The sequence below is a fragment of the Streptomyces roseochromogenus subsp. oscitans DS 12.976 genome (genome assembly GCF_000497445.1).
In the GTDB taxonomy this organism is placed as follows: domain Bacteria; phylum Actinomycetota; class Actinomycetes; order Streptomycetales; family Streptomycetaceae; genus Streptomyces; species Streptomyces oscitans.
Window position 1 is genome coordinate 1,229,607 of sequence record NZ_CM002285.1, and the last position, 19,507, is coordinate 1,249,113.

Here is a 19,507-nt window from a genome sequence, read left to right on the forward strand (position 1 = left end):
GGTCCCTTACCTAGGTGGGGAGGAGCAGTTGTTCGAGGTCGGCGGGCGGCGGCTGTCCGATGAACGGCTGGAGCGCGCTGCGGGAGCCGGTTTCACCGGCGAGGATTCCGCCGAGCAGCGCGCCGGTGTCGGGATGCAGGAGAGCCTTGGCGTAGCGGGTGTCCTCGGCGAACACCGCCGCCATGGCACCCTCGTGGCGGGTGGTGCCGAAGGTGGCGACGCTGACGCCGAGGAGTTTCAGCGTGGTGGAGGTGTCGATGTCCCCCAGCGGCTCGGTCTCCTGGCCGAGGAGCTGGCGGGCGATGCTGCCGGCCATGCGGTAACCGGGGGCGGCCAAGCCGTAGCTGCGCCCCTGCAGGGCGGCGCACTCGCCGACGGCCCATATGCGCTCCTCGCTGGTGCGGCAGTAGCCGTCGGTGAGGATGCCGCCCCGGTCTGCACGCTCCAGCCCGAGTGCGGGGGCGAGTTCGTCGCGGGGCCTTACCCCGGCGGCGAAAACGACCAACGGGGTTTCGACGACCGTGCCGTTGGCCAGGGTGGCGGACCGTATGGTTCGGTCGGTGTGCGGGGCGATGCCGGCGATGGCGGTGCCGCAGTGCACCGCGACGCCGAGTCCGGTGACGTGCTGGTGCAGCACCTCGGCTGCCCCGGCGTCGAGCTGTGCGGGCATCAGGTGGGGGCCGGTCTCCACGACGTGGGGGCGCATGCCCAGCAGCCTGAGAGCGTTGGCGGCTTCCAGGCCCAGGAGGCCCCCGCCGACCACGAGGCCGTCTCTGCCGGGCCGGGCGGCGGCACGAATGGCGTCCAGGTCGTCGAAGGTGCGGTACACGAAGCAGCCGGGAAGATCGTGGCCGGGCACAGGCGGCACGAACGGGCGTGAGCCGGTGGCCAGTACGAGCGCGTCGTACGCCAGTGTCTCGCCGTCGGCGGTCCGGATGGTCCTGTCGGCCGGGACGCCGCCTGTGGCGGAACAGCCCAGCCGCACATCAACGCGGGGATGGTTCAGGAAGTCCCTTCCCGCGAGGGTGAGGTGCGCCTTGCTCTTGCCGTCCAGATAGCCCGACAGCCCGACGCGGTCGTACGCCGGATCGTTCTCCTCCGCGAGGATGACGATGCGCCACTGTCCGTCTTCGTCGAGCGCCAGCACTTCCTCCGCCAGCCTGTGCCCGACCATGCCGTGCCCGACGATCACCAGGGTGCGGTTCACGCCGCGCTCCCCTCCTTCGGTTCGGCGGCCCAGATGCCACACAGTTCCTGAACGGTGGGGCCACAGCCGCCGCAGCCGGTGGCGGCCCGCGTCGCGGTCGCCAGTGCGGTCTGTGTGCGCGCTCCGGCCTGCCAGGCGGCGGCGAGGGTGCGGCGGGACACGTTGTTGCACAAGCAGATCACCGTGTCCTCCAGCTGCCCGGAACCGGTGTCGGTGGAGGCGGGGCGTGCCGGCAGGTCGAGCAGCAGCCCGAGCCGGTCCGCGGGCAGGTACTGGCCACGCCGGTGCAGCAGCCCGAGCGTGGCGATGGCCTGCGGGAGCCCCACGAGTACGGCGGCCACGATCTTGTCGTCGCGGACGGCGAGCCGGGCGTAGCGGTTTCGGCCGGGGTCGGTGAGAGTGATCTGCCGGACACCAGGGCCTTCGGCCGCATCGGGCTCGCCCAGGCAGGCGACGTCCACTACTGCGCTGCGCAGCCGTAGCGGCTCACCGGGCCCGGTGGTGTCGCGGGCGAGGAGGAGCACGTCGGTCGACAGGGCGCTGCCGTCCGCCAGGGACAGGCGGCCATCGCTGTATCGGAGGGGGCTCGCCGAGCCGAGCACGGTGATGCCCGCCTGTTCCAGGTGCGCGGTCAGCATGCCGCTCGCTGTGTCTCCCAGCAGATCGTGCAGGGGGTTCGGCTGTGTACAGACCAGGCTGGTACGGATGCCCCGTGCGGCGAGGGCGCTCGCCACCTCGACGGCCAGAGCGCCGCCTCCCCACACCAGGGCCCGGGTGGGCGTGAGGCCGGCGCAGTCTTCCGCGGTGCGGATGGGGATGACCCCTGCCTCGCACGCGAGAGCGCCGGGATCAAGGAGGGCGGTCACGATGCTGGTTCCCTTTCTGCTGGTTCGACTTCTGCCGGCTCGATACGGACGGCTGAGACCTTGAATTCCGGCATGCCGCTGCGCGGGTCGAGCTCCGGGTTGGTGAGGTTGTTGGCGCGGCCTTCCTTCACGTAGTGGAAGGGCACGAACACGGTGTCCAGCCGCATGGTGGGATCCAGGCGGACCGAGGCGATCATGCTGCCGCGCGCCGAGACGACGCGGGCCGGTGCGCCGTCGGTGAGGCCGTGGCGGGCAGCAGTGTCCGGGTGCACCTGCACGAACGCCTCGGGCGCGGCCTCGTTGAGTTCCCGTATGCGGCGGGTCTGCGCACCGGACTGGTACTGCGCCAGCACCCGTCCGGTCGTGGCATACAGCGGGAAGGCGTCACTGAGGTCTTCCGCCGGGTCACGGTGGTCCACCGGCAGGAACCGCGCGCGGCCGTCCGCGTGCGCGAACCGTTCGACGAACAGGCGCGGTGTGCCTGGGTGGTCCGTGCTGGGGCAGGGCCAGTGCAGGGCTTCCCCCGCGTCCAGACGCTCGTAGGTGATACCGGCGTAGTCGGCTCGGCCGCCCTTGGAGGCGGCCCGCAGCTCCTGGAAAACCTGCCTCGGATCGGTGGGGTAACGGTCGGCGGGTTGCCCGAAGCGCACCGCCAGCTCCTGCAGGACCTCCAGGTCGCTGCGTACTCCGGGCGGCGGGGTGAGGAGGGCGCGGCGGCGCAGTACGCGCCCTTCCAGGTTGGTGAGAGTGCCTTCCTCTTCCGCCCACTGTGTGACGGGCAGCACCACGTCGGCCAGGCGGGCGGTCTCGGAGGGAACGAAGTCCGCCACCACCAGGAGGTCCAGCGCGGCCAGCCGCTCCGCGATGCGGCGGGAGTGAGGGGCCGACACGACCGGGTTGGAGCCGAACACCAGGAGCGCGCGCGGCCCCTCGGGGGTGCCGAGGCTGTCCAGCAGCTCGAATGCACTGCGGCCCGGCCCCGGCAGCTCCTCCGGCATGACGCCCCATACCCTGGCGATGTGAGCGCGCGCGTGCCGATCCGCGATCGACCGGTAGCCCGGCAACTGGTCGGCCTTCTGGCCGTGTTCCCGGCCGCCCTGGCCGTTGCCCTGGCCGGTGAGGCAGCCGTATCCGCCACCGGGCCGGCCGGGCAGCCCCAGCGCGAGCGCCAGATTGATGAACGCCTGAGCCGTGTCGGTGCCCTTGGAGTGCTGTTCCACGCCGCGCCCGGTCAGCACATAGGCACGGTCTGCTCCGGCCAGCATGCGGGCCGCGCGCCGGATCGAGCGAGCCGGGACTCCGGTGACCTGCTCCGTGCGCTCCGGCCACCACGCCCGGACGGAGTCGGCCACCTCGGAGAACCCGTGTGTGCGCTCCCGTATGTAGCTCCCGTCCGCCATGCCTTCCGTCACCACGACATGCAGCAGCCCGAGCGCCAGGGCGAGGTCGGTTCCGGGCGAGGGCTGCAGGTGGAGCGCGGCACGCTGAGCGGTTGGCGTGCGACGCGGATCGCACACGATCAGCTCCGCCTGCTCCAGGTGCTGCATCAGCGGAGGCATGGTCTCGCCGGGGTTGGCCCCCGCCAGCAGCACCACCTGCGCATCACGCAAGTCGGTGACGGGGAACGGCAGGCCCCGGTCGATACCGAATGCGGCGTTGCCGGCCGCGGCGGCCGAGGACATGCACCAGCGGCCGTTGTAGTCGATCTGGCTCGTGCCGAGGGCGACTCGGGCGAACTTGCCCAGCAGGTACGCCTTCTCGTTGGTCAGACCGCCGCCGCCGAACACCGCCACCGCGTCGGGACCGCTCTCGGACCGCAGCGCGCGCAGCCGCCCCGCGACGGTGTCCAGGGCCTGCTCCCAGGAGGCCTGCACGAGCCGTCCACGGTGGCGCACCAGAGGCCGGGTGAGACGGTCGGCGGTGTTCAGCAGCTCTGGTGCGGTCCAGCCCTTCTGACACAACCGGCCCGCGTTCACGGGAAAACCGGCCAGCGGTTGGGCTTTCACCCCCAGCTCCCGGTCGCCGTACAGGCGCGTGCCGCACTGCAACGCGCAGTAGGGGCAGTGGGTGTCCGTCTCCGGTATCGGGCCAGGCAGCTCAGACACGTACGGGCTCCTGATCCGGGGCGTCCTGGGCGGTCGGCCTGCGGCTCAGGTACACCGCCCGCAGCAGCACCATGCATGCCGCGTAGTAGCCGATGAACACGGCGAAAGCGGGGATGCCGGAGGCGTGGTGTCCGCTGTAGGAGAACCTGAAGGCGACGTTGACGGCCGCGCCCCCGAGGGCGCCGATCGCTCCGGCGATGCCGACGACCGCCCCGGCCAGACGCCGCTGCCGAGCGAACGCGTCAGCGGCGTCCGCACCGCCGGTCACCTGCCGTTCGGCCTTCTCAGCGAACACGGCAGGGATCATCTTGTACGTGGAGCCGTTCCCCATGCCGGTGAGCACGAACAGCACGGTGAACCCTGCCACGAACAGCCCGAATTGACGGTGGTGCGCGGCGAGAATCAGCAGACCCGTGCCGGCACCCATGGCCAGGAAAGTCCAGAAGGTGACGCGTGCCGCGCCCAGCCGGTCGGCGAGCCAGCCGCCGAACGGGCGCGAGAACGAGCCGAGCAGCGGGCCGAGGAACGTGTAGGAGACGGCCTGCATCGGCGTGGCGCCGAACTGGCTCTGCAGCACCAGCCCGAACGCGAACGCGTAGCCGATGAAAGACCCGAACGTGCCGACGTACAGGCCGGAGATCAGCCAGGTGTCGCGGTCCCGGGCGGCTTCACGCAGTGCCCCGGGGGCGGTGCGGACGGCCGCGGCGTTGTCCATGTACCGGCCGCACAGCAGCGCCGTGACGATGATGACCGGCAGGTAGACGATCGCCACGTAGGCGGGATGCCTCACTCCGGCGAGCGCCACGACGGCCAGGCCGAGCAGCTGGACCACCGCGACGCCGAGGTTGCCGCCACCTGCGTTCAGGCCGAGCGCCCAGCCCTGGTGCCGCTGCGGGTAGAACGCGGTGATGTTCGTCATCGACGATGCGAAATTCCCGCCGCCGACCCCGGCGACCGCTGCCACCGCCACGAGCACCCACAGCGGGGTGCCGGGCCGTTGGACGAAGAAAACGGCCAGGGCCGTGGGCACCAGCAGCAGGGCGGTGGCCAGCACCGTCCAGTTCCGGCCGCCCACGCGGGTGACGGCGTGGCTGTACGGCAGCCGCAGCAGCGCCCCCACCACCGTGGGGGTGGTGACCAGCAGGAACTTCTGGCTGGGGGTGATGTCCTCGGGGGGCATGAACAGCGCGAGTACGGACCACAGCGTCCACACCGAGAACGCGACGTGCTCCGAGGCCACGGAGTAGATCAGGTTGCGGCGCGCCACTTTGTGGCCGCCGGCTGCCCAGGCGTCTTCGTCTTCGGGGTTCCAGTCATTCAGCCAGCCGCTGCGTGGCGTCATCAGAGTCCTTTCGTGGAAGCGGCCCGCCTCTGGCGGGGGCGGGCCGGGACCGGGGCGGGCACGGGGGCGCGTCTTACGGATTGCGCGACGCATGTCGGCTGCGAAGTCAGGGGGGTGTGCTCCCCGGGCCAGGGAGCATCGACGAGGGGAGCTGTGGCCCGGGGAGCAGCTATGGGGGTGCCTTGTGCCGGGTGGCCTCAGAAGTCGAGGTCCAGGGCCTTGACCTTGTCCCGCTGCCGGGAGGGGTGGGAGTCGGAGAAGACGAAGCAGCGGGTGTTCTTCAGCTTGTTGTCCTCGACCTTCGCGGTGGAGAAGATCACCACCGGGACGCGCTCGTTCCCCTTGGAGCGGTCGAGGAAGTCCGCGCGGAAGTCGATGATCGGCGCGTCCTCTCCCCACCGGCCGAGGAAGTCCTCGACCACGGGCTGGTCGGCGTAGATGTGGCGGATGTGGTTGCCGACGTAGGAGGTGGGGTTGTCGGTTGCGCCGACGATCGCGATGTCCTTCCAGTTGGCGTGGGCGACGGTGCCGTCCTCTTCGATCAGGTGGATGGCCACCGGGCAGGTGTCGTAGTAACCCTTGATCAGCGACACCGCGTCCTCACCCACCGGGGTGTAGGCGTCGCTGGGGCGGTCCACCCGCTTGATCCACGCCTGCGCGGTGGTGTCACCGCCGGCGGACTGCGGCGCCGGGGTGGGGTGCGAGGTGACCGGCCGCAGCGCCCAGAACGTGTAGTCGGTGCCGTCCACAGCGCCGAAGCCCGCGTTCGCATAGCCGGAAGGGAAGTCCGGGTTGGCGAACGCGGCCGCTATGTTCTCCACCGGCTGCCCGGCGGCGCGGTAGGCGGCGTAGTCGTTGATACCCAGGGCCTGCGGCAGGTTGGCGCCCTTGGCGGCCTTGTCGCCCAGCAGCTCGGTCGCGGCCTTGTTCGCGATCACCACCGCGCCTTCGGCGGTGGTGACGACCATGCCCGGGGACGCCCAGTTGAACAGATCCATCAGCTGCTCGGCGGACGGGTAAGCGAGAGTCGCAGACATGATTCGCTTGCTCCTTTTTCAGATAGGTCAGAGAACTTTGCGGCTGTAGTTGAATATTTGGCCCGTAGGCCCGTTCGACGGGAATTCGGCGATCGCGACGATCCATTCCGCGACGGTGCGCGGGGACTTGAGCCAATCGGTGCCGAAACCCTGGTTGATGGCGCGGAGAATCTGCTCGTTCACGGTGCCGTCCAGCCCGGTCATGGTCATGGCGGTGGCCACGGGGCCGGGACGTACCTCGTTGCTGACGACGCCGTCGTCGGCGAACTCCGCCGAGCACGCCCGCATGAGGGTGGTCATGGCGGCTTTGCTGGCGGCATAAGCGAAACGTTCGGGCTTATATCCGTTGGCCAGGCTCGCCCCCACAAAAGTCAGCGATCCGCCGTCGGCCTGCTTGAGCAGCCCGCAGGTGGCCTGCACCAGGTTCAGCGCGGTTGCCACGTTGGTGGTGTAGGTGTCCGCGACCGTCTCCCAAGGGAGCTTGGGCAGGTCCACCGGGTCAGGCGAGTACCCGGCGTTCAGCACGACGGCCTTCACCCCGTGTTCCGCGACTTCGGGCACGGAGGCGACAGCCTGCCGCACGATTTCGGCATCCCGCAGGTCAGCGGTGCGATCGATATAGCCGGACCGCTGCGCCAGGTCGGGGTTGCCGCGCCGGGAGAGGCCGACCGTGGTGTATCCGCGCTCCAGGAACACTTCGGCCACGGCCGCACCGATGCCGGAAGAGGCTCCGGAGACGACCGCGATGCGGAGGGCACCCTCCGTCATCAGACAGCCTCGGGCTGTGGCTGGAAGACAGCCTCCTCGATTGCCTTGACCGTGCGCATCTTCTCGATGGTGATGACGCCGGGCTCCAGCTTGGTGCCGTGGATGCGCTCGATCTCCATCACCATCTGCACGAACTGCAGACTGGTCACGAGCCCGGACTCGATGAGGTCGGTCTCGTCGTCGACGGTGACGGGTTCCTGGTGCAGCCCGGTGAGCCACGCACGCAGCTGTTCGGTCTTGGTTGCCATGGCGGATGGTCTCCTTACCTCGGGGTGAACTGGACGGTGAAGCCGACCGGATGGGAGAAGGACTGGCTGTCCATACGGCGCTGGTCCCGGGTGACGGAGATCTCACGGAACCGGTCGGTCAGGTACTGGATCAGCAGGGAGAACTCTGTCTTGGCGAGGGCTGCGCCCGGGCACGCGTGGGCCCCTGCCGCAAACGGGATGGAACCCTTCAGACCGCGGCCGATCTGGAACCGGTCGGGATGCTCGAAGAGGCGGGGGTCACGGTTGGCCCCGGCGATCGACGCGAGCACGGCCGAGTGGCGGGGCACGGTGACGCCGCCGATGTTCGCGTCCTCGCCGGCGAATCTGACGACCGTCTGTACCGGGGGGAACAGCCGCAGCGCTTCTTCGATGAAGGCGTCCCGCACAGCCTCGTCACGCAGCTCGTCGAGCGACAGCATCAGGCGCCCCATGCAGTACACCAGCGACGTGATGTACGCGCTGGACGTCTCGGTTCCCGCGATGAAGAACAGCAGCGCCGTGGAGCGGACCTCGCTGTCGGACAGGTGGATGCCCTTGCGGTTGCGGGTGCGTTCGATGGTCTCCAGCAGCGAGGACCCCTGGCCTGAGTGGGCAGCGCGCTGCTTCTCGATGATCTCCAGCAGCGCAGCGGTGTTGGCGTGGGTCGCCTCGGTCTCCACGGTGGGGTAGTCCAGGAGCCTGGCGAGCGGCCGGGTCAGGGTGTGGAAGCGGCCCTCGAGCGCGAGGTCGATGCCGAGGATGGTGCAGACGATGCCGTAGGGGATCTTGTGGGCGTAGAGGTCGTAGAAGTCGCTGGTCTCGACTCCTGCCAGGTCGTCGACCAGGTTCTCTATCAGGCGCGGCATCAACTGCTGCTTGTACTCGGCGATACGCCCGGCCGACAGCACGGGAGCCAGCAGTGCGCGGAACGCCTTGTGTTCGGGGCCGTCGGCGTCGAGCACATTCGGGCCGAACGCACGGGCGCTCGCCTTGAGCGGGTGCTCGGCGACGATCGCCGGGTGCGCGAGGGCCTCTTGTACGGCGGCGTTGCCGGTGACCGCCACGACGCCGTCGTCCAGGAAGTGCACATCGCGGTCGGGGGGCAGACGCCGGAACCAGTACGGCTCCGCCAGCAGTGCGGCCGGGGCAGCGGCAGCGGCGCTCATAGGGTGGCACTCCCTCCCAGGCCGAGACCGAGGATGCCGACCAGCAGCCGCATCGCGGACTGCCACTCCTCGGCGGTGAGACCCAGGGCGCCGGGCGGGGTGTAGTAGGCGGCCACGCTGCCGATGACGCCGTCCTCGCCGGTCAGGGCGGCTCGGAAAGCGACTTCGCCGCGCTGTCCGCCGGCGGGCAGCGGCGGTACGGCCTCCGTCCCGGCCACGCCGACCAGGCCGTCCGTCCCGAGCGCTCGGCCGCTGTGGACGAGAGCGATCTCGGGGGTGAGGTTCCGCCGCACCAGCTCGAAGAACGCGGTGGCGCGGTCACCGGGGTCGGGATGGGTGGCGTAGCGGTCGAGGAGCGCGGTAGCGGCCTCCATGACGCGTTCGACTCGGCGCTTGGACTGGATGGCATCCAGCGCTATCGACACTTGCGTCTCAGCACGGGTGGGGGCGGTCACGGTCAGGGGTGTCCTTCCAGAAGACGAGGGTCAGACGGGGTAGCCGAATCGTTCCGCCAGGGCCCTCTTGTTGATCTTGGTGTTGTCCAGCAGCGGCATCTCGGGGACCACGTGCACCCGTGCGGGCACCATGTACGCCGGGAGCGTTTCCTTGAGCCGGGTGTGCAGGTTCTGCTCGTTCACGGCCGGCGCGGGGGGTTCGGTGAACAGCACCAGGCGCGTGTTCCCGGCCGCGTCCGGCAGCGGCAGCGCTACCGCGCGCCCGGCCCCGAGGGACAGGGCAGCGGCTTCGATTTCGGCTGGTTCGATGCGGTGTCCGGCAATCTTGATCTGCGCGTCCCTGCGTCCTGCGAAGTGGAGCACTCCCCGGGCGTCGACGTGGCCGTGGTCGCCGGTCAGGTAGACGCGAGTCAGCTGGTCGCCGATGGCGACGGTGCGGAACGCGGAGTCGGTCGACTCCGGCTCGTCGAGATAGCCGAGCGCCAGGCCGACCCCGCTCAGGGCGACCTCGCCCACCTGGCCGGACGGCAGCACGCGGCCGTCCGCCACGATGTGCACGCCGGTGCCGGGCACCGCTTGCCCGGCGGGGATGGACTGCGCGGAGTGCGCATCGGCCAGGGTGATGGGATGCGTGGTGGCGAACACGCAGGACTCCACCGGCCCGTAGCCGTTGACCAGCTCCATGTCCGGGTACGCAGCGAGCAGTTTCTGACAGGTGGCGGGGGTGGGCTTGTCACCGCCGACCATCAGGCAGCGCAGTCCCGCGAGACAGTCGATGTCCCCGGCGACGATCACATCCGCCAGCGACGGGGTGAGGAACAGGTGAGTCGCACCGTGGTCGCGGATGCAGGAGCGGATGTCGGCGGGCAGCAGCACGTCCGGCGTGTGGACGAGCAGTGTGCCGCCCGTCAGCAGCATGCCCCACAGTTCGAGGGTGAACGCGTCCCAGGCGACGGCCGCCGCGTGGATCATCACGGGGGCGGGGCCGTAGTCCAGAAAGCCGGGCCGGGTGAACAGCCGGGTCGTGGCCTGGTGCGGGGACAGCACGGCCTTGGGTGTGCCGGTGCTGCCGGACGTCCAGAACACCGTGGCGCAGTCCCACGGGTCCGCCGCAACCAGGGGTACCGGTTCAGCGGGAGTCGCGTGCAGCTCCTCCACCGTCAGCAGCGGGGTTTCCGGGCCCAGGAGATCCTGGGCTCCGGTGGTGTCCGCGATGGCCAGGGGAGCGTTCATACGGCGCAGGAACCGGCCGAGGCGGCGCGGCGGCCAGCGGACGTCGAGCATGCCGTAGGCGGCGCCGGTCGACAGGATGCCCAGCAGCACTGCGGGCAGCTCGACGCTCCGGCGGGAGAGCACCGGGACGATGTCTCCTGGGCCGATGCCGCGCCGGATCAGTTGCGCGGCGATGCGGCGGGAATCGGCCGCCATCTGTGCGTAGGTGACGGACCGGTGGCCGGCGCGGGCCGCCGGCCGCTGCGGGTGCAGCTGCGCCACACGGTGGAAAGCCTTGTGAATGGTCGCGGGCTGCGTGAGCGGCCCGTAGATGCTGCCGGTATCCATGTGTCTCTGATCGCCTCTTGAGTCGCTCCTGCCGCTGGTGACTGACGGAGTCAGTCGTCGTAGCGCATGGACGACGGGACGATCGAACCCGGAGCCAGGTCCAGGCGTGGCGGGGCGGAGAACTCCAGCAGGACGGCACCCTCGGGGCCGACGTAGGTGGCGGTGTGCTTCTGGCCGGAGGGTATGTAGGCCACGTCCCCGGCGTTCAGCTCGTACTCGGTGCCCTCGCACACGAAGCGGATGGAGCCTTCGGTGACGACCACCCACTGCTCGTTCGTGTGCCAGTGCTGAGGAAGGTTCAGGTCGCCGGACTGGTCCGCTTCCACGCGCAGACAGGACATCTCCTGGCCGAATGCGAACCGGCGGGAGAGGGCGATGCCCTGAGCCGGCAGTACCTCATGGTTATCCCAGTTGATCTTCACTGATCCCCCTGTTATTTCCAGACATTCAGCTTCAACAAAATGTAGAAGCGATGTCTGTAAGCTATATCGGAAGATGGCTGGATTGCCAATGCTGTCCAAATGGCGGGCACTACAAGGAAGTTGGAAAAGCGCCCGGACAGAGGTGGCTCAGCGTGTATCGAAAGCGCTGGTCGCAACTGTTCGTTGAGGGCGACCGGCGCGGCGATACTTGAGGCGATTGCTGCCGCACTCCACCGCGTGCCGCTCCTGATAATCGGCCGGATCGAAATTCGGCGGCCGGCTTTCATGGGGCCGCACTGCTTGCGGCCGGCGGTCCGGTCCCGCCTCTCCGGGGCCGAGCCCGTGCGCGGGCGAACCGACCCGAGGAGCCTGGGTACCCGGATACGCCCCAGGTTCACCTGGAATTGCGGGGAATCCCGTCCAGCCCGGCCCCGATCACCGGCGATATCGGCTGCGGGGCAGCCTGCTCGACGGCGGGCGGAGCCGGGTGGTCGGCCCGCCGCGGGCGCGTCCGGGCCCGTGGATGACGGGCCGGGTGAAGACGCCGCCGGGCGGTTCGGCTTGCGGTTCTCCGGAGACCCGCCGGTTTCGATGCCCCGTGGCGACGGTGGTGCACCGTCACTGAACGTCTGTCAGTTCTCCCCGAACCGGGGGGATGTCATCGCCGCAGGGACGTGATCCACTTCGGAATCCGTCCCGGCTAGCCTGCCGCACCCTCCGCGACAGCGGCAGCGGGCTGCGGCTCGGCCGCCGCCAAGCGCCGGTCCTGCAGCGTGAGAGCCAGCACGGTCGGCACCACGAACACCGCCACCAGCGCCCAGAACGCGGACCGCAGTCCATGCGCGTCCGCCAGCCACCCCAGCAGCGGCGAGCACAAACCCCCTGCGGCAATCGCCATGCCCAGCGCCAGGCCGCTCGCTGTGCCGGGACGGTTCGGCAGGTAGTCCTGAGCCAGGGTGACCTGCGCGGCGAACGACAGGAACATGGCCGCGCCGAACAGGGCCGCGCACACCGCCAGCACCGGCAGCGACGGCGACCACGCCACTCCGGCAAGCAGCGGCAGTGAGAGCAGGTACCCCCAGCGGATGGTGACCATGCGACCATAGCGGTCCCCCATCCAGCCGCCGCCGAGCATGCCGATCGCCTGCGCTGCGACGTACGCCGTCAGGACTGCCGCACCCACCGCCTTGGACTGGTGCAGATCACGCTGTGCGTGCAGCGCCACCATGGAGTTGACGGCCACGAACGGGACGGACCAACCGAGGATCACCGCCACGAGCCGTCCGAACGCCCGCCAGTCATCGGCGGCGCCGCCGCTCTGCTTGTTGCGGGCGGCGTTCAGCGGCTGCACAGCCTCATGGCCGCGCCACCGCATCCACGGGCCCTTCACGGCCCACAGCACAGCCCACACGACGGCAGGAATGGCCAGCAGCCAACTCCCGGCCAGGCCCAGGTCGCCGACGACGAGGGTGACAAGCGGCGGGGCGAGAGCGCCGCCCACCGTGCCGCCCACCGCGAACACGCTCATCGCCGTCTGCGAGGAGCCTCCGGCGGCGCGGGCGTGGCTGGTGGCAGGCGGGTGATAGGCCGCGATCCCAATGCCGGCAAGGGCGAACAGCACCCACGTCAACCAGTAGTTGTGCACCAGTCCTGCGGCCGAGACTCCGGCGGCGGCGGAGCAGAACCCGGTCGGCACCAGCCACGTGCGGGTGCTGCGGTCGGCGATCAGCCCGAACAGCGGCTGGAACAGACTGGAGATGCCGCTGGCGGCGAACGCCAGACCCGAGACGGCCGCGTAGCTGTAGTGCCGCTCCGACATGAGAAACGGCAGAAGCGCGGGGATGGCGCCCTGGTACAGGTCGTCCACCAGGTGCGTACTCGTCAGAAAGCTGAGCTGGCCACGTTTCATGCGCGTTCCCCCGTGCTGTGTTCCCGCGGAGGAGGAAAACACCTCCGCTTCTCAGGTCCTCAGACAGGTACAGTAGGCGATCAACTCTGCAGGCGGCAACGCACTACTTTCAGTTCGCAGTCGAGTGCGCACAGTGCCGAACCGGCCGCCTTCCACACGAAGGAGAACCACGTGACCGCCACCCTGTCCGGCGTGCACGCCGATGACGGCCTGCCCGCGCTCGATCCGGCACCCACGCGCCTCGCGGAAACCCTCGATCGTCTCTGCACCGACTGGGCACAGGCAACCGGAGCCACACCGTTGACGGTTCCCCCGCTGCTCCGGGTCGAAGACCTCGCGCGGCTGGGCGTGTACGAGAACTTCCCGCAGCTCGCCCTGGTCTCCTCCTCGCTCAACGTGGAGGACACCTCGTCCGGGTGTCTTGCACAGCAGGCGGCTGCCGGGCGATTCACCCCGAAGGCCCTGCACTCTGCGCAACTCGCCTTGCCGTCCAGCGCCTGCTACGGCGTCTACCTGCACTACCAGGGCCGTCAACTCGACGAGGCCGGCGCGCTGGTGACGGTGCTCGGCCAGTGCTACCGCAACGAAGACCACTACGACGGCTTGCGGCGCCTGAAGGCGTTCCGTATGCGAGAGGTCATCTGCCTGGGCACGGCGGAGCAGGCCGCCGCGCACCTGGAGCACTCCTCCCAGTTCATCGAACGCCTCACCGCAGCCATCGGACTGCCGGTGCGGCGGCATGCCGCCTCCGATCCCTTCTACGACCAGAACGGTGACCGCGCCGCGTTCCAGCGGGTGGTGACGGTCAAACACGAGTACCACTACGGGGGCATGGCGATCGCCTCGGTGAACACGCACCACAAGTTCTTCGGCGAGCGTTGCGACATCACTGTTCCCGGGGAGGATGTCTCCGCCTCGACCAGCTGTGTCGGGTTCGGGATCGAACGCTGGCTCCACGCCCTGGCGGACCACTTCGGTGACTGGAGCCACGCTCAGGCGGCCGTGGAGAAAGCAGCCCGCAGCATCAGCTCGTAGGCCCCTCGTGCAGGTGGGCCTCGCCGGGGATCGTCCCGGCGAGGCCCACCGTCGTTCGGGCCGACGCGGCACAGCGTGCCTACGGAGCGACGCGGGTGCGGTGCGTGCGCACCGTCCAGCGGCCTCTGCTGCGGGACAGCTGGACCGGGTGGTCGAAGCACATGCTGACCCTGTCGCTGGTCAGCACTCCGTCCACCGGACCGGCTGCGAGGCAGCGCCCGTCCCGCAGGAGAGCCGCGTGGGTGACGGTGGACGGCAGCTCTTCGAGATGGTGCGTCACCAACACGGTTGCCAGACCGGGGTAGGCGGCCGGTAGCCCCTCCAAGTGTTCGATGAGCTGTTCCCGGCCGGCCAGGTCCAGGCCGGTGGCGGGCTCGTCGAGCAGCAGTACACGCGGTTGCGGCAGCAGCGCCCGCGCTATCAGCGCCCGACCGCGTTCCCCCTGGGAAAGGGTGGTCCAGCGGGCGGCGGCACGGTGTGCCAGTCCAAGGAGCTTGATGAGCTGATCGGCTTCGTGCTCCTGCTGCGAGGTCGGGGCCCAGCGGGGCGGCGGCTCAACGCTGCCCGTCACGCCCGTGACGACGACCTGCCGCACCGTAAGCGGCGTACGCAAAGGGTGTCGGGGGTTCACGTGCCCCACATGCTGGTGCAGCTCTCGCATGTCCACGCGTCCGAGCTGATGGCCGAGCACGTGCACGGTTCCACGGGTGGGGTGCTGTCGTGCCCCGAGCAGGCTCAGCAGTGTGGACTTCCCGGCCCCGTTCGGGCCGAGCAGCGCCCAGTGCTGCCCAGCCCCCACGGTTACTGACACTCCGGCAAGGATCGGGGTGCCGTCGCGGACGACGTCCACTGCGTCCGCGCGCAGAACGCCGGTGTCAGTCACGGGCCGCACCGTGAGCACGGTTGACCGCCGCCATCACGGCCTGTACGGAGGCAGTCAGGATGGAGGTGTCCCAGCCTGCGCCCCATACGTCTTGGCCCGCGGTACGGCAGTACGCGTAGGCGGCGGCGGGGGCGTCCGGCCCCGTGGCGGTGGCATGCTCGCTGTAGGTGAGGATGTCCACCGTGACACCGGCCTGCACCAGGGCATTCGTCAGCGCGGCAAGTGGACCGTTGCCGATACCCCGCACCGGGGTGCGGGCGTCGGGGGAGACGACGGTAGCGGTGAACTCGTGCTCCACTCCGTCCTGCCGGGTGGTCCAGCCGTCCAGCACATAGGGCCCGTCGTGCACGGGCGCGAGGTATGCGGCGTGGAACAGCTTCCACAGTTCCTCGCCGGACAGCTCCTGGCCGGTGTCGTCGGTGACCTGCTGCACCGTGCGGTAGAAGTCCGGCCGCATGGCCTGGGGCAGATCGAGCCCTTGGCCGGCGTGCAGGAGGTGCGCGATTCCCCCCTTGCCGGACTGGGAGTTGACGCGGATCACTTCCTCGTAGGTACGGCCGATGTCCGCCGGGTCGATCGGCAGGTACGGCACCTTCCACGGCGCCTCCGACGCAGGGACGTCCAGGTCTTCGGCTTCTTGGGCGTGGCGGACGAGTCCCTTGGAGATGGCATCCTGGTGAGTGCCGGAGAACGCCGTGTGCACCAGGTCCCCGGCGTACGGGTGACGTACGTGGACCGGGATACGGATGCACTCCTCCACGACCTGGCGTACGGCGTCGATGTCGGACAGGTCGATCATCGGGTTGACGCCCTGCGTGTAGAGGTTCAGCACCAACGTGACGAGATCCACGTTCCCGGTGCGCTCCCCGTTGCCGAACAGGCAGCCTTCCACGCGCTGCGCCCCGGCCAGCACGGCGAGTTCGGCACAGGCGACGCCGGTGCCACGGTCATTGTGCGGGTGCACGGAAAGGATCACCGCGTCGCGTCGGTCCAGATGCTTGTGCATGTACTCGATCTGGTCCGCGTAGACGTTGGGGGTGGAGATCTCCACCGTTGCGGGGAGGTTGATCACCACAGGGCGGTCCGGGGAGGCGTCCCACAGACTGGTGACGCTGTTGCACACGTCGAGAGCGAAGTCCGGCTCGGTGAGGTTGAAGACCTCGGGGGAGAACTCGAACCTGACGTCGGCTCCCGCCAGCTTCTGCTCCGCGCGGTGCATCAGATGCCCCGCGGCATCCAGGATCATCTTCTTGAGGTCGGCGCGGTCGCGGCCCAGTACCACGTTCCGCCAGGTGGGCGCGGAGGGCGTGTACATGTGCACCAGGACCCGGGGCAGCCCGGCCACCGAGTCGATGGTGCGGTCGATCAGCTCGGGGCGGGCCGGGGTGAACACCGAGACGGTGACGTCCTGCGCCACAGCGCCGCTGGTGGCCAGGTGGCGCACAAAGTCAAAATCGGTCTGGCTGGCCGAAGGGTATGCGACCTCGATCTCCTTGAAGCCCATCGCGCACAGCAGGTCGAACATGCGGCGCTTGCGCGCGGTGTCCATCGGCTCAGGGAGTGCCTGGTTGCCGTCCCGCAGGTCGACCGGCACCCACAGAGGCGCCGTCTCGATCCTGCGTGACGGCCACTCCCGTTCGGCGTCCGCCAGGGGGACGTCGACGCGGTCGTGCGCGGGCTGATAGCGGTGGTGCGGCATGCTGCTGGGCCGCTGTGGATTCCACGCCGGGCTGTCTGCCGGGATCTCACCGGCCGGGGTGTTCAGCGTGGGGAAAGCGGACTTGTCGGGAACGCTCACTACGGGCTTCCTTCTTCTCGGTTGCGGCCGACCGGCACACGCCGGAACCCCGCTGCGGGGTGCCGGTCGATTCAGGCCCCGCAGCGGCAGCCGAGAAGAAGAAGGAAGCCGCGCATCGTCACGACAGATACACTAACGACATCTCAGCTCCGCAGACAACCTGAGAAGTGATCGGACCCGTCATGCCACTAGACGCACTGCGCCCCAGCTCCCTGGTCGACCAGGCCACCCAGCGCCTCCGCGAGGAGATCACCTCCGGGACCTGGGCGGTGGGCACCAAACTCCCGGGCGAAACCGCCCTCGCCAGCACGCTCGGCGTAGGCCGTTCGACCGTGCGCGAAGCCCTCCGCGCCCTCGCCGGCGCGGGGTTGGTGCAGGCGAGGCAGGGCGCAGGCGTGTTCGTCACCGCCACCACCCCGCGGGAGGACTGGCCCACTCGGTTGCGGCAGTCCGCCATCACCGACATCTACGAAGTCCGCGCCATGCTGGAAGTCGAGGCCGCGCAGCTCGCCGCACAGCGCCGCACGCCCGACGACGTCATCGCGCTCAACGACGCGATGGACCGCCGCCGCCACGCCGCCGCCGGTACCAACGCCGAGTTCGTGGACGCGGACATCAGCCTGCACGCCGCCGTCGTCGCCGCCGCACACAACCCTGTACTGACAGGCCTGTTCACCGAGTTCCTGCCGTCACTGCGCAAGGGCCTGGTCGACCTTCTGGAACTCGCCGGCCTGCGCGCCGCCGACCCCCACGACGGTGAGGACTCCCACGCGGCACTCGTCGACGCCGTGGCGCGTGGCGACGCGGACGCCGCCGGAGACATCCTGCGTACGGAACTTGAGCAGACTCTCGCGCGCCTCAAGGCCGTCTGACAGCGGGCGACCTCACCGTCATGAGTACATCGCCGCTGATACGGCCCTATCCGTACCCCACACCGCCAGTTGCCCGGTGGAAGATCTTGTTCTTCCCCCACTCGGGCGGGTCCCCGGCTTCATACAAAGAGTTCGCGGCCTGCCTGGCCGGCAGCGCCCACACCGCGGCCGTGCACTACCCCGGCCGCGCCGAACGGTACCGGGAACCCTCGTTCACCAGCGTCCATACACTCGCTGACGAGATCGCGGACAGGCTCCCCGCGTGGCTCGGCGAAAGCCCAGCACTCTTCTTCGGGCACAGCCTCGGTGCCGCGATCGCCTACGAGGTCGTCCGCCGTGTCCCCGACCAGCACCGGATGCTGCTCGTCGCCTCCGGGCACCCCGCGCCGTCCCGGCTCGAGCTGCCACCACTTGCCGGCCCCGGCGGCGACCCTGACGGTCCTCTCGTCAGCCTGGTCTCCGCCCTCGGTGGGGACACGCCCGAGATCCTGGAGCACCCGGTGCTGAGACAGATGTTCCTGCCCGTCATCCGCGCGGACCTCACCGCCCACGCCGGCTACCGCCCCGCCCCCGGCTCCGTCATCCGCTGCCCCCTCATCGCCTTGGAAGGCGACGCGGACCCCCTCACCAACCGCTCCGACATGCACGCCTGGTCCAAGCACACCCTCTCGACATTCCATCACCACACCTTCCCTGGCGGTCACTTCTTCATCAATCACCACATCCCGCGCATCACAGACATCATGCGCGCCGCCATGCGACAGGAAGAAGCCGCGGCATAATCGGCGTACGACGTGCCGGCCGCGGAGCGCTGCCAGAACCGGGTGGGCGGCCTCGTCACTCGGCATCAGATCTGCTCGGGACCTATGGCGGTCGGCCCGCTCAGGCCAAGCTCACCCGCACCTCGCCGCCCTTGGGGTCGACGCGGCCCGTCCAGCGGGCGGTGAGGGTCAGGGGGCGGTTCGGCAGCGCGGCGCCTAGGCCAGGGCGCTCGCTGTGCAGGAGGCGGCCGTCCTGGTGGATCCGGAGGACCGGGCGGGTCAGCGGGGTGCTGGTGCGCAGGACGTAGCGGGCGGGCGGGGCGGCCGGGGTGATGCGGTTCGGGGCGATCCAGCGCAGCGGGGCCTCGACGGCGAGCGGGAGTCCGGGCTCCGGCCAGGGCTTGCCCGCCAGGAAGTCCAGGACGGCACCGGCCACCCCGGCCCCCTCACCGGCCGCCGTGCCGGCGCGCTCGACGGCGTGCACGACGTTCCCGGCGGCGAAGACTCCCGGGCGCGAGGTGTGCAGGGCGCCGTCGACGGCCGGACCACGGGTGCCGGGGTCCAGGGCGAGGCCGCCGCGGCGGGCGAGTTCGTGGTCCGGGACGAAGTCGCCGGTGAAGACGACGGTGTCGCAGACCAGTACGGCCGTACGGCCGTCGCGGTGCCGGACACGGACGCCGGACAGGCGTCCCCGGCCGAGGAGTTCGGCGACCGTGGTGTCCGTGAGCAGGGGAATGCCCTGGCACAGCCGGGCCGCCCGGGCGCGGGCCCGGCCGGTCTGGGCCCGCGGGTGTTCCGTGACCAGGGCGACGACCTCGGCACCGGCCGCGCGCACGGTGGCGGCCGCCGCGTAGGAGACATCCTCGGCGCCGACGACGACCGCGCGGGCGCCGACGTCCTGCCCGAACAGGTGGACCGCCTGCTGGAGTTCACCGGTGGTGTAGACACCGGCGGGGCGGGTGCCGGGCACCAGCCGGGCGGTGCGCGGCCGTTCCCGGGCACCGGTGGCCAGCACGACGGCCCGCGCCTCGATCGTCTCCGGGCCGCCGGGGCCTACGGCGGTGAGCACCGGA

Annotated in this window: 18 protein-coding genes; 3 read left to right on the forward strand and 15 right to left on the reverse strand. The window is 70.0% G+C overall.

Annotation, left to right across the window (positions count from 1 at the left end):
• Positions 1 to 10 precede the first annotated feature (10 nt).
• The 12 genes from M878_RS55565 to M878_RS55615 all read right to left on the reverse strand — a co-directional run bounded on the left by M878_RS55565 (position 11) and on the right by M878_RS55615 (position 13,085).
• On the reverse strand, positions 11 to 1,207 hold the full coding sequence (locus tag M878_RS55565; protein WP_023545155.1) for an NAD(P)/FAD-dependent oxidoreductase: 1,197 nt from the start codon (positions 1,205 to 1,207) through the stop codon (positions 11 to 13).
• Complete coding sequence (locus M878_RS92115; RefSeq protein ID WP_023545156.1) at positions 1,204 to 2,073, reverse strand: (2Fe-2S)-binding protein; 870 nt, start codon at positions 2,071 to 2,073, stop codon at positions 1,204 to 1,206. The genes M878_RS55565 and M878_RS92115 overlap by 4 nt, the downstream gene beginning before the upstream one ends.
• On the reverse strand, positions 2,070 to 4,178 hold the full coding sequence (locus M878_RS55575) for a molybdopterin oxidoreductase family protein (protein WP_023545157.1): 2,109 nt from the start codon (positions 4,176 to 4,178) through the stop codon (positions 2,070 to 2,072). The genes M878_RS92115 and M878_RS55575 overlap by 4 nt, the downstream gene beginning before the upstream one ends.
• Positions 4,171 to 5,520, reverse strand: coding sequence for an MFS transporter (locus tag M878_RS55580; protein ID WP_023545158.1), 1,350 nt, complete (start codon positions 5,518 to 5,520; stop codon positions 4,171 to 4,173). Before M878_RS55580 ends, M878_RS55575 begins: the two co-directional genes overlap by 8 nt.
• A gap of 197 nt (positions 5,521 to 5,717) precedes the next feature.
• The gene (locus tag M878_RS55585; RefSeq protein ID WP_023545159.1) at positions 5,718 to 6,557 is read right to left on the reverse strand and encodes a hypothetical protein; all 840 of its coding nucleotides are present in this window, start codon (positions 6,555 to 6,557) and stop codon (positions 5,718 to 5,720) included.
• A 27-nt stretch (positions 6,558 to 6,584) separates the two neighbouring features.
• On the reverse strand, positions 6,585 to 7,325 hold the full coding sequence (locus tag M878_RS55590; protein ID WP_023545160.1) for an SDR family oxidoreductase: 741 nt from the start codon (positions 7,323 to 7,325) through the stop codon (positions 6,585 to 6,587).
• Positions 7,325 to 7,573, reverse strand: a complete 249-nt coding sequence (locus M878_RS55595) for an acyl carrier protein (RefSeq protein WP_023545161.1) — start codon at positions 7,571 to 7,573, stop codon at positions 7,325 to 7,327. The genes M878_RS55590 and M878_RS55595 overlap by 1 nt, the downstream gene beginning before the upstream one ends.
• Positions 7,574 to 7,587: 14 nt before the next feature.
• Positions 7,588 to 8,739, reverse strand: coding sequence for a cytochrome P450 (locus M878_RS92120; RefSeq protein ID WP_023545162.1), 1,152 nt, complete (start codon positions 8,737 to 8,739; stop codon positions 7,588 to 7,590).
• A complete protein-coding gene (locus M878_RS55600; protein ID WP_158692645.1) occupies positions 8,736 to 9,194 on the reverse strand; it encodes a hypothetical protein in 459 nt (152 codons plus the stop codon). Before M878_RS55600 ends, M878_RS92120 begins: the two co-directional genes overlap by 4 nt.
• Before the next feature lie 30 nt (positions 9,195 to 9,224).
• Positions 9,225 to 10,754, reverse strand: a complete 1,530-nt coding sequence (locus tag M878_RS55605) for an AMP-binding protein (protein WP_023545164.1) — start codon at positions 10,752 to 10,754, stop codon at positions 9,225 to 9,227.
• Between the two features lie 50 nt (positions 10,755 to 10,804).
• Complete coding sequence (locus M878_RS55610; RefSeq protein WP_023545165.1) at positions 10,805 to 11,176, reverse strand: cupin domain-containing protein; 372 nt, start codon at positions 11,174 to 11,176, stop codon at positions 10,805 to 10,807.
• Between the two features lie 700 nt (positions 11,177 to 11,876).
• Complete coding sequence (locus M878_RS55615) at positions 11,877 to 13,085, reverse strand: MFS transporter (protein WP_023545166.1); 1,209 nt, start codon at positions 13,083 to 13,085, stop codon at positions 11,877 to 11,879.
• A gap of 171 nt (positions 13,086 to 13,256) precedes the next feature.
• Between M878_RS55615 and M878_RS55620 the strand changes: the two genes are divergently transcribed.
• Positions 13,257 to 14,120: an aminoacyl--tRNA ligase-related protein gene (locus M878_RS55620; protein ID WP_023545167.1), complete on the forward strand. Its 864-nt coding sequence runs from the start codon at positions 13,257 to 13,259 to the stop codon at positions 14,118 to 14,120.
• Between the two features lie 79 nt (positions 14,121 to 14,199).
• Here M878_RS55620 and M878_RS55625 read toward each other — a convergent pair whose 3' ends face one another.
• Positions 14,200 to 15,003, reverse strand: coding sequence for an ABC transporter ATP-binding protein (locus M878_RS55625; protein WP_078630579.1), 804 nt, complete (start codon positions 15,001 to 15,003; stop codon positions 14,200 to 14,202).
• The gene (gene leuA / locus M878_RS55630) at positions 14,996 to 16,702 is read right to left on the reverse strand and encodes a 2-isopropylmalate synthase (protein WP_078630578.1); all 1,707 of its coding nucleotides are present in this window, start codon (positions 16,700 to 16,702) and stop codon (positions 14,996 to 14,998) included. The genes M878_RS55625 and leuA overlap by 8 nt, the downstream gene beginning before the upstream one ends.
• Before the next feature lie 281 nt (positions 16,703 to 16,983).
• Between leuA and M878_RS55635 the strand changes: the two genes are divergently transcribed.
• Positions 16,984 to 17,673: a FadR/GntR family transcriptional regulator gene (locus M878_RS55635; protein WP_031224214.1), complete on the forward strand. Its 690-nt coding sequence runs from the start codon at positions 16,984 to 16,986 to the stop codon at positions 17,671 to 17,673.
• A gap of 20 nt (positions 17,674 to 17,693) precedes the next feature.
• Positions 17,694 to 18,455 (forward strand): thioesterase II family protein, encoded by a 762-nt coding sequence (locus M878_RS55640; RefSeq protein WP_031224215.1) that lies wholly within the window; start codon positions 17,694 to 17,696, stop codon positions 18,453 to 18,455.
• 100 nt (positions 18,456 to 18,555) lie between these two features.
• Here M878_RS55640 and M878_RS55645 read toward each other — a convergent pair.
• Positions 18,556 to 19,507, reverse strand: a 952-nt coding sequence (locus tag M878_RS55645) for an NAD(P)/FAD-dependent oxidoreductase (protein WP_023545172.1), incomplete at its 5' end; no start/stop codon positions are given.

What these genes read in the sequence shown, in the direction of transcription:
- M878_RS55580 (WP_023545158.1), bottom strand. Translation starts at nt 5,520, where the DNA reads ATGACGCCACGCAGCGGCTGGCTGAATGACTGGAACCCCGAAGACGAA.
- M878_RS55585 (WP_023545159.1), bottom strand. Translation starts at nt 6,557, where the DNA reads ATGTCTGCGACTCTCGCTTACCCGTCCGCCGAGCAGCTGATGGATCTG.
- M878_RS55590 (WP_023545160.1), bottom strand. Translation starts at nt 7,325, where the DNA reads ATGACGGAGGGTGCCCTCCGCATCGCGGTCGTCTCCGGAGCCTCTTCC.
- M878_RS55595 (WP_023545161.1), bottom strand. Translation starts at nt 7,573, where the DNA reads ATGGCAACCAAGACCGAACAGCTGCGTGCGTGGCTCACCGGGCTGCAC.
- M878_RS92120 (WP_023545162.1), bottom strand. Translation starts at nt 8,739, where the DNA reads ATGAGCGCCGCTGCCGCTGCCCCGGCCGCACTGCTGGCGGAGCCGTAC.
- M878_RS55605 (WP_023545164.1), bottom strand. Translation starts at nt 10,754, where the DNA reads ATGGATACCGGCAGCATCTACGGGCCGCTCACGCAGCCCGCGACCATT.
- M878_RS55615 (WP_023545166.1), bottom strand. Translation starts at nt 13,085, where the DNA reads ATGAAACGTGGCCAGCTCAGCTTTCTGACGAGTACGCACCTGGTGGAC.
- leuA (WP_078630578.1), bottom strand. Translation starts at nt 16,702, where the DNA reads ATGCCGCACCACCGCTATCAGCCCGCGCACGACCGCGTCGACGTCCCC.
- M878_RS55635 (WP_031224214.1), top strand. Translation starts at nt 16,984, where the DNA reads ATGCCACTAGACGCACTGCGCCCCAGCTCCCTGGTCGACCAGGCCACC.
- M878_RS55640 (WP_031224215.1), top strand. Translation starts at nt 17,694, where the DNA reads ATGAGTACATCGCCGCTGATACGGCCCTATCCGTACCCCACACCGCCA.